General features: G+C 61.8%; 10 protein-coding genes. 3 read left to right on the top strand and 7 right to left on the bottom strand.

What is annotated here, in order from left to right:
• Positions 1-2: 2 nt before the first annotated feature.
• From PSN43_RS13835 to PSN43_RS13850, 4 genes are all read right to left on the bottom strand, one after another.
• Positions 3-377: a hypothetical protein gene (locus tag PSN43_RS13835; protein ID WP_272701322.1), complete on the bottom strand. Its 375-nt coding sequence runs from the start codon at positions 375-377 to the stop codon at positions 3-5.
• Entirely contained in the window at positions 361-1,893 is a 1,533-nt protein-coding gene (locus PSN43_RS13840) for a glucan biosynthesis protein (RefSeq protein ID WP_272701323.1), read from the bottom strand. Before PSN43_RS13840 ends, PSN43_RS13835 begins: the two co-directional genes overlap by 17 nt.
• A gap of 401 nt (positions 1,894-2,294) precedes the next feature.
• Complete coding sequence (locus tag PSN43_RS13845) at positions 2,295-3,668, bottom strand: HAMP domain-containing sensor histidine kinase (RefSeq protein ID WP_272701324.1); 1,374 nt, start codon at positions 3,666-3,668, stop codon at positions 2,295-2,297.
• Positions 3,668-4,366: a response regulator gene (locus PSN43_RS13850; RefSeq protein ID WP_272701325.1), complete on the bottom strand. Its 699-nt coding sequence runs from the start codon at positions 4,364-4,366 to the stop codon at positions 3,668-3,670. Before PSN43_RS13850 ends, PSN43_RS13845 begins: the two co-directional genes overlap by 1 nt.
• A gap of 147 nt (positions 4,367-4,513) precedes the next feature.
• Here PSN43_RS13850 and PSN43_RS13855 point away from each other — a divergent pair, with 147 nt between their 5' ends.
• Genes PSN43_RS13855 through PSN43_RS13865 form a run of 3 tightly spaced genes read left to right on the top strand, consistent with a single transcriptional unit; the run spans position 4,514 to position 10,360 of the window.
• Positions 4,514-5,971 carry an efflux transporter outer membrane subunit gene (locus PSN43_RS13855; protein ID WP_272701326.1) on the top strand — a complete coding sequence of 486 codons (1,458 nt, stop codon included), beginning with the start codon at positions 4,514-4,516 and terminating at the stop codon, positions 5,969-5,971.
• Positions 5,972-5,973: 2 nt separating this feature from the next.
• On the top strand, positions 5,974-7,209 hold the full coding sequence (locus PSN43_RS13860) for an efflux RND transporter periplasmic adaptor subunit (protein ID WP_272701327.1): 1,236 nt from the start codon (positions 5,974-5,976) through the stop codon (positions 7,207-7,209).
• The gene (locus PSN43_RS13865) at positions 7,202-10,360 is read left to right on the top strand and encodes an efflux RND transporter permease subunit (protein WP_272701328.1); all 3,159 of its coding nucleotides are present in this window, start codon (positions 7,202-7,204) and stop codon (positions 10,358-10,360) included. The genes PSN43_RS13860 and PSN43_RS13865 overlap by 8 nt, the downstream gene beginning before the upstream one ends.
• Before the next feature lie 57 nt (positions 10,361-10,417).
• On the opposite strand, the gene thiE is transcribed toward PSN43_RS13865, so the two are convergent.
• Genes thiE through PSN43_RS13880 form a run of 3 tightly spaced genes read right to left on the bottom strand, consistent with a single transcriptional unit; the run spans position 10,418 to position 12,167 of the window.
• On the bottom strand, positions 10,418-11,056 hold the full coding sequence (gene thiE, locus PSN43_RS13870) for a thiamine phosphate synthase (RefSeq protein WP_272701329.1): 639 nt from the start codon (positions 11,054-11,056) through the stop codon (positions 10,418-10,420).
• The gene (gene thiM, locus PSN43_RS13875; protein ID WP_272701330.1) at positions 11,053-11,868 is read right to left on the bottom strand and encodes a hydroxyethylthiazole kinase; all 816 of its coding nucleotides are present in this window, start codon (positions 11,866-11,868) and stop codon (positions 11,053-11,055) included. Before thiM ends, thiE begins: the two co-directional genes overlap by 4 nt.
• On the bottom strand, positions 11,865-12,167 hold the full coding sequence (locus tag PSN43_RS13880; RefSeq protein WP_272701331.1) for an MTH1187 family thiamine-binding protein: 303 nt from the start codon (positions 12,165-12,167) through the stop codon (positions 11,865-11,867). The genes thiM and PSN43_RS13880 overlap by 4 nt, the downstream gene beginning before the upstream one ends.
• Positions 12,168-12,322: the final 155 nt, after the last annotated feature.

Genomic DNA, 12,322 nt, shown 5'->3' on the forward strand with positions numbered 1-12,322 from the left:
TCTCATTGGGAAAAGTTCAGCAGGAGAGTCAGCGCCAGCAGGAGGCCGACAACGCCGAGCCAGGCCCAGTGGGCGAGGAATGCGTTGAAGCCGGTGCGGGGCCGACCAAGATACTGCGCGGGCATATGGCTGCGGTCGATGGGCGGGTGACTCGGCGGATACGCCGATGCGTCCGCTGAGGGCAACCGCTCAAGCAACGCCTCCAAGGCCTGTGCCGAGGAAGCGTCGGGCGGCAGCTCGCGCAGGGTTTCGAGAACGAGCTCCAGTCGTTGCTCCGTGGGCATGGGGAGCTGTTCCGCGTACTCAAGCAGGCAGCGGGCGGCCAGCTCGCGCTGAATGTCCTCGCCGGACGGCCGGAGATCAGGGGCGATAGGCATAGTTCCACGTTTCCGTCAGAGTGGTGTCGTTGATCTTCAGGAACGCGCGCAGGTCCACGGGAGGCCTGCGGTTGGGCAGCACCTTTTCCAGGGCCGAGGGCGCCTGGTCGGGCCGGACCACGAAGGACAGCCGCCAACCGCCGATATGCGTGTTCTTTTCCACGCGCTGTTCGGTGACGATCGCGCCTTTGCCGCAGGTAATCACTCCTTCCACATTGGAAGGCGGCTCCAGGAGGTTCAGGGCCTTGCTCTTGAAGTCGATGACGAATCGTTGCCCGCCGTCGCCCGCATCGCCGGTCCGCGTGGCGTACGTGTATCCCAGGGGCGGATGGGTGAAACTGCCGTGATACCACAGCAGCCGGTATTCATAGGTTTGCGGGACGCCGATGGGCAGTTCGTCCTTGGGCGACCAAAAGGCCACGATGTTGTCGTGGATTTCCTGGTCCGTGGGGATGTTTATCAGCTCCACGTGCCCGTGGCCCCAGTCTCCGCGCGGTTCCACCCACAGCGTGGGCCGCCGCTCGTAGCTGGCGTCGAGGTCCTGATAATTGTGGTGATCGCGATCCCGCTGAATGAGGCCGAATCCCCGGACGTTGTCCGCCTGGAATCCGTTGATGGACAGAGCCTCCGGGTTGTCGAGAGGACGCCAGAACCATTCGCCCGAATCGTTCTTTATGAGCAGTCCGTCGGAATCGTGCACCTCGGGGCGGAAGTCCCGCACCTTGCGTTCATCGGTGTTCTCGCCGAACAGGAACATGCTGGTCAGCGGGGCAATGCCGATTTTTTTCACGGGAACCCGCAGGAACAATGTGGCGGTGACGTCCATCGTGGTCGTCTTCCCGCCTTGAATGACGAAGGTGTAAGCGCCGGTCAGACTCTTGCTGTCCAACAGGGCGTGGACGGTCAGGCTTGAACTCCTGCGGGTCGGTTTCTCGATCCAGAATTCACTGAAATAGGGGAATTCCTCGCCGTCGGGCAGGGCGGTGTCCACGGCCAGGCCGCGGGCGGAAAGGCCGTAGACCTGTCCCTTGGCCACGCCACGAAAGTAGCTGGCCCCCAGGAACACGGCGATTTCGTCAAAATATTGCGGCGTATTGATGGGGCCGTGGATGCGGAACCCGGCGAATCCGAACGGGGTCGGAATCTGTTCGGGCAGAGTGTGGTTGTTGCCGTAGTCGAACATTGTCGAATCAAAGGTCAACCTCTCCGACATGCCCTTGTCGACGATATTGATGTCCACAAGCCGGTCGTAATAGAGGCCGGCATGGAAAAATTGCAGATTGAAAGGCAGGTTGTCCTCTTTCCACAAAGCCTTTTCCGGACGGAAACGGATGTCGCGCCAGGCTTCGTAGCTGAGGTTGAGCAGGGCCTTCGGCACTTGCCCATGGTTGGGGTCGAACGGGGTTTGGCTCAGTTCCCTGGCCCGGTCCACCACGGCCTGGCGGCTGAACTCCTTGGCTTCCCCGGCTTCGGCCGTGTTTGCTCGGAACGCTCCCGGAAGGAGTAGGGCGAGCATGACGAGAGTCAGCGAGGATACGTGGTGAATGTGTCGTAGGACACACCTGTTTTTATTATTGTATTGCATCATTTCAGTCAGTGATTTTTCACTTGTGTTTATTCCCTGTGATGGGGGGCAAGGCCCCAAAAAAAATGCACAATACGCGATGGAATCGGGATTATCAATTTTGAAACAGCGTTTTTGTTGAACAGTATTTTCTACTTAATGTTCAATGTGTTATCGCTGGATTTTGCGCTTTTTTTGAGAGGGCGTGACAGAAGAGTTCGAACAAGAGTGGACGAGTTGTCGTTCTGGGCGGGGTTGTTCGGGCGCATTGATCGAACGCCGGTCCGCTCGAACGAGGAAGGCTATTCACGCCATCCCGGCTCCCGTTCCCTGGAGAAAGAGGGCGGAAGCGGTCAGTTCAGCGGCAACCGTATGGTTATGCGAAATCCTCCGTCGACGCTGGACGCGTGGATGGTCCCGTCGTGGTCCTCGATTATCTTGCGGGCAAAGGCCAGGCCAAGGCCGTTGCCCTCCACGTTATCGTAGCCCAGCCGCCCGAATGGCACGAACACGGCCTCCAATTCCTCTTCAGTCAGGGGGGGATAGGCGTTTGTCACCCGGATGGTCGCGACCTCCTCGTCCGCCTCGCAGGCGATGTCCACCGGGTTGTTGTCTGGGCAATACTTTACCGCGTTGGAGAGCACATTGTCGAGAACCATGCGCATGTCCCGTCGGCAGCAAAGATAGGGAGGCATGGGAGAAAGATCGAGTCTGACGGGAATATTCCGTTCGCCGGTGAGCGGCCTGACGCGCTCGGCGGCCTCCTCCAGCATTTCCGCCAGATCGGCGGTGTCTTCGTGGGGCGGCGGCTCCTGGAGATCAAGCTTGGAGAGCTTCATGATCTGGTCGATGAGGGAATCCATGTGGTCGATTTCCTCCTCCATGCGCTGGACGTGCTTGGATATTCCGTCCGTGCGCCCGGCATCCAGACGCTCACGTATGATTTGTTGGGAGATTCGGATGCGTGCCAGGGGAGAGCGCAGTTCGTGGGAGAGGTTGGCGGTCAGTTCGCGGCCGCCCCGGACCATCTTTTCCAGGCTGTTGGCCATGTGGTTGAAGGTTCTGGCCAGTGTGCCCAACTCGTCCTTCGGGCTTTCGTCCACCCGGGGAGAGAAGTCGCCCTGCGCCAGCTTCCCGGCGATTTTGGTCATCTGATTGATGGGGCGGGTGATGCGGCGCGATACGGGGATGAGCAGCAGGGCGGCCACCGCGGCCATGAGGGCCAGTCCTTCCATCAACCATATCTCTTCGTTGCGGGTGACCCACTGGTTGAGCAGATGCACGGTCAGCGGCCCCAGAGGACTGTCGAGCGTACCGTCGGAATAGATGGACCCCTGCTTGCCTTTGCGGATGAAATAGACGTGGTTGCCGTCGTCGGTGACAAGCTTGAGTTCCATTTCTTCTTCGCCGGTAAGGGGCATGGTCCGGTAGGACTTGGCAACGGTTTCGCCTTGGCCGTTCTCGATCCAGGCTTCGCCGTTGAAGGCGTCGGAGTATATGTCGAGAATGTTGTCGAGACGGCTTCGCAGTTCCGGAGTCAGCCTTGAGGCCTCGCCGATTTCGAGTTCCACTATCCTCTTCAAGGCCTGGGTGCGGTTTTTGGCGTGCGCGGAGAAAGGCGGGCGCATGTGGCCCATCTTCAGCAGTCCTCCTATGCCCGCGATGGCGACCAGATGGACCAGGATGAAGGCAAGGAGTATTTTGAGGTAGAGCCGGCTGACCTTCATTATTCCCCCACGAACATGTAGCCCGTGCCCCAGACGGTCCTGATGCGTTTGGCGTGGGCCGGGTAAGGTTTGAGCTGGGAGCGCAGCTTGGAGACGTGCACGTCTATGGAGCGGTCGTATGCGGCGAAATCCTTGTCCCAGACCATATCCATGAGTTCGTCCCTGGTCAGGGCGCGGTCCGCATGGGCCATGAGCGATTTGAGCAGACGGAATTCCGTCGGCGCCAGTTCGATCTCGTCCTGGTCGATGATGAGCACCTGCCGGGAGAGATTCAGGACGAGCCCTCCCGCGCGGATGGCCGTGGCCTTGGTTTCGCGGTCGCCGTTGTTCGTCATCCTGCGCAACACCGCCTTGATTCTGGCGAGCAGTTCGCGGGGATTGAACGGTTTGCCCATGTAGTCGTCGGCTCCGAGCTCCAGGCCCACGATGCGGTCCGTGTCCTCCCCCTTGGCCGTGAGCATGATTACCGGGGTGGTGAATTCGGCGCGGATGTCGCGCAGGACTTCGAGGCCGTCCTTGCCGGGCATCATCACGTCCAGAACGATGACGCTGGGATTGAGTGAACGGATGGTCTCCACCGCCTTTGCGCCCGAGGGCAGGGTGGCCGTGGAAAAGTCGTATTCCTCGAGATATTCCACCACAAGGTCTCGCAGCTTGCCGTCATCGTCGATAATCAGGATCGGGCCGTTGTTTTTCATGGTTTGTCCTTACCCGTATGCGGCAGGGAATGAAAAGGTTCCTTCGCGTTCTTTTACAATCTTTAACAACTTTTATCATCCTTCCAACACTCTGCGAAACTTTTTCCGGTACTTTCGGGGCCATTGAAACCATACACGGAGAAAAGCGTGAAAGGCAGAATATTACAACCTGTCGCTTTCGCGGCGACAGCATTCCTTCTTTTGGTCCAGGGGCTGGCGGCCTGCTCGCCGTTTCGGCCCGATGCCCGCACAACGACGATTGCGCCGTTGCCCGAGGCCTACACCCTGTATTCGGAACAGCCCCGCGCGATGGGCAAGTGGTGGGAGGCGATCGGCAACGCCGAGTTGAACGGCCTGGTCGAAACCGCCCTGGCGGCCAATCTGGACATCCTTCAGTCCTGGGCGAGGCTTCGCCAGGCGGGGGCCGCTTCCGTGCAGTCCTCGGCGGATACATATCCGACTCTGGAAGCCTCGGGCGACTACAAATCCACCCGGTCCAGTTCCAAGGGGACGGATACCGATGCCACCTCGGAGACGTATGCCATCGGCCTCGAGGCCGGGTATGAGATCGACCTGTGGGGCCGGATCGAGGCCCAGGCCCAGAGCGGCCGCCTCGATTACCGGGCATCCCGAGAGGACCTGAACACCGCGGCCATGACTGTGGCCGGTGAGGTCGTCTCCCGTTGGCTGGAAATCCAATCCCAACGACGCAAGGAGCGGATCATCGAAGAGCAGATCAAGACCAACGAGACGTATCTCGAACTCATCGAACTGCGGTTCCGCAACTCCATATCCACTGCGCTGGACGTCTATCAGCAGCGTCAGAACCTGGCCAAGGTAAAGGCGCTTCTGCCGCCTGTGAAGTCTCAGGAACAGCTCCTTCTCAACGAATTGGCCCTGCTTCTGGGCAAAGCCGCCGGGACCGTGACCGTAGCCGACGCAGATGTTTCGGAACCGCGCGAGTTTCCCGGGCTCGGGCTGCCCGCCGACCTGCTTTCGGCAAGGCCGGACGTGCGCTCCGCCGGGTTGGCCCTGTCGTCGGCCGATTGGTCCGTGACGGCGGCCAGGGCGAACCGGTTGCCGTCGCTCACACTGGCCGGGAGCGGACAATATTCCGGGGCGCAGCTCGGGACGCTCTTCGATAATTGGATGCTGAGTCTGGCCGGAGCGGTGGCTGGCCCCATTTTCGACGGCGGCTACCGCAAGGCCGAAGTGGACAAGGCCCGCGCCGTGGTGGACGAGAGGCTCGCCGCATACCGTGAGACCGTCTACACAGCCTTCAAGGAAGTCGAGGACGCCCTGGCGGAGGAGAAGTGGCAGAAGGAATACATAGCCGCGCTCTCCGCCCAGCTTGAGGCTTCCCGGACCAGCCTGCGGGAAGCCGTGTCCCGATACGCGCAGGGATTGGACGACTACCTTCCCGTCCTGAGCGCGCTCATGTCCGTCCAGAATCTCGAAGTGACCATGGCCACGGAACGGACCAACCTGATGCTTTACCGCGTTTCCCTGCACCGGGCATTGGGCGGAACCTGGACCGAATCACTGGCCGAACCGGAAAAACGGACCGCCGACATCAACATCGAACAGACAGGAGCCAGGGGATAACCATGAACCGTCACTTTAAGAAAATATTGTCCATCTTCAGCCCCAAGGCGCTGGTGCCGCTCGCCATCCTGGCGGCGGGCGCAATGGGAGCCTATGCGACGGTGGTTTCCGCGCCCAAGGCCGCGAAGATGCCGCCGCAGGTCATCCGCCCCAGCGTGGAGATCCTCAAGGCGGTCCGGAAAAATCATCAGGTCGTCGTGGACGTCATGGGCACGGTCACGGCGGCTCGGATGATCGGGCTCCAGTCGCAGGTGGCCGGGAAGATCGTCGCTGTCAGCGGGGAGTTCGTGCCAGGCGGATATTTCGAGGCGGGCCAGGAGATGCTGACCATTGAGCCCAAGGATTATGAACTGGCCGTGCGCGAGGTGGAGGCCGAAGTGGCCGAAGCCGAATACAACCTCAAGGTGGAACAGGGGTATCAGAATGTCTCCGCCCGCGAATGGGATTTGTTGCAGGAGGCGGGGCGGGCCACCGAGGCCGAGGCCGAGCTGGCCTTGCGCAAGCCGCATTTGGCCAAGGCCAAGGCGGATTTGCGAGCGGCCAGGGCCAAGCTTGAACTGGCGCGCATGGACCTGTCGCGCACCCGCGTCACCGCGCCTTTCGCCGCCAAGGTCGAGTCCAGGTCCGTGGATCTGGGCGCGGCCGTTGCCGTGCATGGGGACTTGGCCTCATTGGTAGGGACCGACGAGTTCTGGATTCAGGTCTCGGTGCCCGTGGACAGGCTGGGCTGGATCAATTTTCCCTCCGAGGGCGGTTCCGAGGGCTCGAACGCCCGGATCATCTCGGTGGGCGCGGCGGGAGAGTCCGTGCGTGAAGGGCGTGTGGTCCGCCTGCTCCCTGCCCTTGAGGACGAAGGGCGCATGGCCCGCGTGCTCATTGCGGTGAAGGACCCGCTCAACCTCAAGGGCGAACCGGGCGTGAGTCCGCTTCTGCTAGGCAGTTACGTGTCGGTCAAGATCGAAGGCGACGTGCTTGAGGGCATGTTCGCCATTCCCCGGATCGCCTTTCGCGACAACAGCCGGGTATGGATTCTCTCCGCCGACGATACGTTGGACATCCGCACATTGACCCCGGTCTGGAGGGATGAGGAAAGCATCGTGGTGAGGGAGGGACTCGCCCCCGGCGATCGCATCGTCATATCCGATCTTGCGGCCCCGGTGCAGGGCATGTCCCTCCATGCTGTGAACGGAGACGAGGAAACGGCCACGCAGGGAGCCGGGGAGGCGGACAATGGCTAACGGGCACAACATCCCTTCCAAGGGGCCCATCGCCTGGATGGCGAGTAATTCCGTGGCCGCCAACCTGCTCATGGTCGTGTTTCTGGTGGGCGGTCTCATCCTGGCGTTGCAAATCAAGCAGGAGGTCTTTCCGGAGTTCTCCCTTGATACCGTCACCGTGACCATTTCCTATCCGGGAGCCAGCCCGTCCGAGGTGGAGCAGGGATGCGTCCTGGCCATCGAACAGGCCGTGCAGGGGCTGGACGGCGTCAAGGAGGTCACTTCGGTTTCCTCCGAAGGCAGCGGCAGCGTGGTCGTGGAAGCCCTGGAGGGAGCGAACCTCCAGAAGCTCGCGCAGGACATTAAGACCGAAGTGGACCGCATCACCACCTTCCCCGAAGAGGCCGAGGACCCTGTTGTTTCCGAAGTTTCCCACCAGCGGCAGGTCTTGTCGGCCGTTGTCTATGGCGATCTGGCGGAAACAACCCTGCGCGAGTTGGCCGAGCAGCTTCGGGAAGAGCTTATCGCCAATCAGGGCGTGACCCAGGCCGAGCTGGCCGAGGTGAGCGGACTGCAAATTTCCATCGAGGTCCCGCAGAGCCGAATGCGTGCGCATAACCTGAGCCTGGGGGAGGTGGCGGACCGCATCGCCGAATCCTCCGTGGACCTGCCGGGCGGGGCCATCAAGGCGCAGTCTGGAGAAGTCCTGGTGCGTATGAAGGACCGCCGCGATTACGGCCGCGATTTCGCCCGCATCCCGGTGGTTACCGGCAACGACGGCACCCAGGTGCGCGTGGAGGATATCGCCGAGGTCATCGACGGGTTCGAGGACGACGACATAATCACCACCTACAACGGCAAGCCCGCCGTGCGCGTGGACGTGTACCGCGTAGGCGATCAGACGCCGATATCCGTTGCCGATTCGGTGAAGGAGACGCTTGAGACTTTCCAGGCCCGGCTTCCTGCGGGCGTGTCCGTGGAGATTCTCAACGACATGTCCGAGACTTATTCCCAGCGCATGGACCTGCTTCTGGGAAACGGCGTCATGGGACTTTCCCTGGTCTTCGTCTTTCTGGCGCTTTTCCTGGAGCCGAAGCTCGCCTTCTGGGTGGCCATGGGCATTCCCGTGTCCTTTCTGGGTAGTTTTCTGATCCTTTCGCTCATGGGCGTGAGCATCAACATGATAACCATGTTCGCCTTCCTCATCGCGCTCGGCATCGTGGTGGATGACGCCATCGTGGTGGGCGAGAATGTTTTTACCATGCGTCAGGAGGGGATGCCTCCTCTGGAAGCCGCCATAGCCGGGGCCAGGCGCATCGCCATGCCCGTGGTGTTCAGCGTGTTGACCAATATCGCCGCCTTCATGCCCCTGTTGTTCGTTCCCGGCGTCATGGGCAAGATGTTTTGGGCCATTCCGGTGGTAGTCATTGCCGTTTTTTCCGTTTCGCTCGTCGAGAGCCTGTTTGTCCTGCCCGCGCACCTGTCTCATTTGGGCGACAAACGGAGCCGGGTCATGGCCTGGATTACCCGATACCAGGAGCGCGCGGCCAACGGCCTGCTGCGGTTCATCAGGGGCGTCTACCGTCCGCTTCTGGATTGGTGCCTGCAATGGCGTTACGCCACTGTCGCCATGGGCTTCGGCCTGCTCCTTTTGTGCGGCGCTTTCGTCATGAGCGGCAGGTTAGGTTTCACCCTCATGCCGAAGGTCGAGTCGGATTTCGCCTACGCCACGGCGGAACTGCCATACGGTTCGCCCGTGGATAAAACCGAGGCAGTGCGCGACCGGCTGCTGGCGGCGGCGGACAAGGTGGCGGCGGAGAATGGCGGAGACCGGCTGATTGTCGGCGTTGATTCAAAAATCGGCGGCGCCGGGCGGGATGTTTCCGGTTCGCATGTAGTCAAGATCAACGTGTATCTGGAATCGGCTGACGTACGTCCCATCACCACGCAACAATTCGTGGACAAGTGGCGCAAGGAGGTGGGCGACATCGTCGGCCTTGAAGTCCTGTCGTTCGCCTCGGACCGGGGCGGCCCGGGAGCCGGTTCGGCCCTTGAGTTCGAGCTCAGCCATTCGGACACCGCCGTACTGGAGCGGGCGGCCCGCGAATTGTCCGTGGACCTGGCGCAATACCCGGGCGTCACGGATGTCGATGACGGCTTCTCTCCCGGAAAGGATCAGCTCGACTTCAGCATGACCGCGGCGGGCCGTGCGCTGGGTCTGACCGCCCAGGAAGTGGCGAGCCAGGTGCGTGCCGCCTACAACGGCAGGGAGGTCCTGCGGCAGCAGCGGGGCCGCAACGAGATCAAGGTGGTGGTTCGCAGGCCCGAGAGCGAACGGGTATCGGAGTACAATCTTGAGGAGTTGATGCTCAAGACGCCGGACGGCAAGGAAGTCCTTTTGCGCGACGTGGTCGACGTCAAGCGGGGAAGCGCCTACACATCCATCAACCGCACCGACGGCCGCCGGGTGTTGTCGGTCACGGCGGACGTGGTACCGCGCGATCAGGCGACCAAGATCATGCAGAGCGTCCTGGTCGAGGTCGTGCCCGTGCTCAAGGCCAAGTACCCTGGGTTGTCCTGCCGGATGCAGGGTATGCAGGCGGATATGACCGAGTCCACCAACACCTTATTCGAGGGGTTGATGCTGGCCATGCTCGCCGTGTACGCCTTGCTGGCCATTCCATTCAAGAGCTATGTCCAGCCGATCATCATCATGGTCAGCATCCCGTTCGGCGCTGTGGGCGCAATCATCGGGCACATGGCCTTCGGTTATCCCATCAGCCTGATGAGCCTGCTTGGTATCGTGGCCCTGTCGGGCGTTGTGGTCAACGATTCGTTGGTGCTCATAGATCGGGCGAACCAGAATTCCCGGGAGGGCCAATGCGCCCACGATGCGGTGCTCGACGCGGGAACGGTCCGTTTCAGGCCCATTCTTCTGACCACCCTGACCACGTTCAGCGGCCTGGCTCCGATGATTCTGGAAACTTCCATGCAGGCCAGGTTCCTTATCCCCATGGCCTTGTCGCTCGGCTTCGGCATTCTCTTCGCCACAGTGATTACCCTGATCCTGGTGCCGTGCCTGTATATGATTCTGGAGGACATTCAGCGCAAGCTGCACGTCATGGCTTTCAAACGGCCGCCCGTCCAGTATCGGAAGCAAACCCAAAAATAACGCGGCCTCCGGAGAGGCCGCGCATACGCCCCGAAGCGGGGTCAGTGGAGAGGGGCGTTACAGCGCTCCTTCCTTCATGGCGCGGACCAGCGCACGGGTCGCTTCTACGGGCGAGGGGGCGGAGCATATGGCCGAAACCACGGCGATGCCCGCCACTCCGGAACCGGAAACGGCACGGGCGTTTTCGCACTGCACCCCGCCGATGGCCACCAGCGGGATGGCAGAGAGTTCCACGGCGCGTCGCAGTCCGTCGGGTCCCCAGGGCGAGCCTTTGATGTCCTTCTTGGTGTCGGTCGGATAGACCGGCCCGATGCCGAGATAATCCACAGGACGCTTCTGGGCGTCCAGAAGCTCGGCTTCGGTGTCCACGGACAGGCCGACGATGGCGTCAGGCCCGACAAGGCGGCGGACATCCTCGGGCAGCATATCCGATTGTCCGACATGCACGCCTTCGACTCCGGCGGCCAACGCCACGTCCACGCGGTCGTTGATGAGCAGGGGAACGTTCAGCGGCTTGAGCAGCCTGTGCAGAGCGCGGGCCAGTTCCACGAATTCCCCTGTGTCGGCGTCTTTTTCGCGCAATTGGACCATGGTGCAGCCGCCAGAGGCGGCTTCGGCCACGACTTCCTCCAGGGAGCGGCCCAGACAGAGGGCGCGGTCGGTCACGAGATAGACGAGCAGATCCTCGGTTCTCATGATGCCGCCACCTTGAGTCGAGTGTGTATCATCGCTTCGTCGAGGAGATAGAGGGCGTCGAGCAGGCGCATTTGCAGGCTGCCGGGGCCGGGCGAGACTTCGGCGGCTTTTTCTCCGGCTATGTTCATGACCGCGGCGGTGTCCACGGCGGCCTGGAAATAGTCGTGCTGGACTGCGGCGAAGGCTCCGGCGAGCGCGGTGCAGGTACAGCCCAGGCCCGTGACGCGGGGCATCATGGCCGAGCCGCCGACAAGCCGGATTTCCCGGGTCGCGTCGACCACCAGATCGGTTTCGCCGCTGACCAGGACCACGCAGCCGTACCGCGCGTTCAGCGCTTTGGCCGCGCCCCTGGCCTCGTCCACGCCCATGGAGGTGTCCACGCCCTTGGGGCGGCCGTCCTCGCCCGCCACCGCCATGATCTCCGAGGCGTTGCCCCGAAGAATGGCCGGGTGGTATTTTTCGAGGAACTCCCGCGAGATGTCCGTGCGCAGCGTATTCACCCCGGCGGCCACGGGATCGAGAACGATGGGCATGTTCATGTCGTTGGCCTGGGCCATGGCCACATGCATCCCCTCAACGTAGTCGTCGGCCAGGGTGCCGATATTGACCACCAGCGCGCCGGCCAGGTCGACCAGGCCGGGCAGGTCCTCGGCCACATGGTTCATGGCCGGGGACGCGCCCAACGCGAGCAGGGCGTTGGCCGTGTTGTTGGTGACCACGTAATTGGTGATGTTGACGATGAGCGGGGCCTTGTCGCGGACCGCCCGCACGTCGTTCCAGACGGATCGTATCAGTGTCTCGGGCGCACTCATTTCAGCAGCTCCCCGACGCTGTCGACCTTGCTGCGCATCCTCCCGGCCTCGCCGGAACGGGAATCCACGGCCAAGGTGAGATAGACCCGGCCGCAGTCGCTGCGCATGTCGTCATGGCATCGTTTGATGGTCTCCATGACCTTGTTGAAATCGCCTTCGATGACAGTCCCCATGGCTCCCAGTTCATAGGGCAGCCCGGACTCCCGGACGATCTCAATGGTCCGGGCCACGTAGGGCGCGAGAGACCCTTCGTCCGGCCGTTCCAGGGGGAAGATGCTGAAGGTGGCTACACAACTCACGGTGTCTTTCCTTATTTGAGGTGTTTGAAATGGGACCGCCGCACAAGCGGCCGCTTCCTGAAGAATTGACTCATTCCCCCTCAACGTCAATGTTCGGTTCGCAAAAAGCTGTTCGCATGGGGGCGGACACATCCGACGGCGAGGATGGGAGCGGT

Source organism: Desulfovibrio sp. Fe33 (assembly GCF_028532725.1).
Taxonomy (GTDB): Bacteria; Desulfobacterota; Desulfovibrionia; order Desulfovibrionales; family Desulfovibrionaceae; genus Pseudodesulfovibrio.

Bases quoted from the DNA above. Each gene is read 5' to 3' on its own strand.
- PSN43_RS13865 (WP_272701328.1), top strand. From the start codon at position 7,202: ATGGCTAACGGGCACAACATCCCTTCCAAGGGGCCCATCGCCTGGATG.
- thiM (WP_272701330.1), bottom strand. From the start codon at position 11,868: ATGAGTGCGCCCGAGACACTGATACGATCCGTCTGGAACGACGTGCGG.
- PSN43_RS13860 (WP_272701327.1), top strand. From the start codon at position 5,974: ATGAACCGTCACTTTAAGAAAATATTGTCCATCTTCAGCCCCAAGGCG.
- thiE (WP_272701329.1), bottom strand. From the start codon at position 11,056: ATGAGAACCGAGGATCTGCTCGTCTATCTCGTGACCGACCGCGCCCTC.
- PSN43_RS13845 (WP_272701324.1), bottom strand. From the start codon at position 3,668: ATGAAGGTCAGCCGGCTCTACCTCAAAATACTCCTTGCCTTCATCCTG.
- PSN43_RS13835 (WP_272701322.1), bottom strand. From the start codon at position 377: ATGCCTATCGCCCCTGATCTCCGGCCGTCCGGCGAGGACATTCAGCGC.
- PSN43_RS13850 (WP_272701325.1), bottom strand. From the start codon at position 4,366: ATGAAAAACAACGGCCCGATCCTGATTATCGACGATGACGGCAAGCTG.
- PSN43_RS13840 (WP_272701323.1), bottom strand. From the start codon at position 1,893: ATGCTCGCCCTACTCCTTCCGGGAGCGTTCCGAGCAAACACGGCCGAA.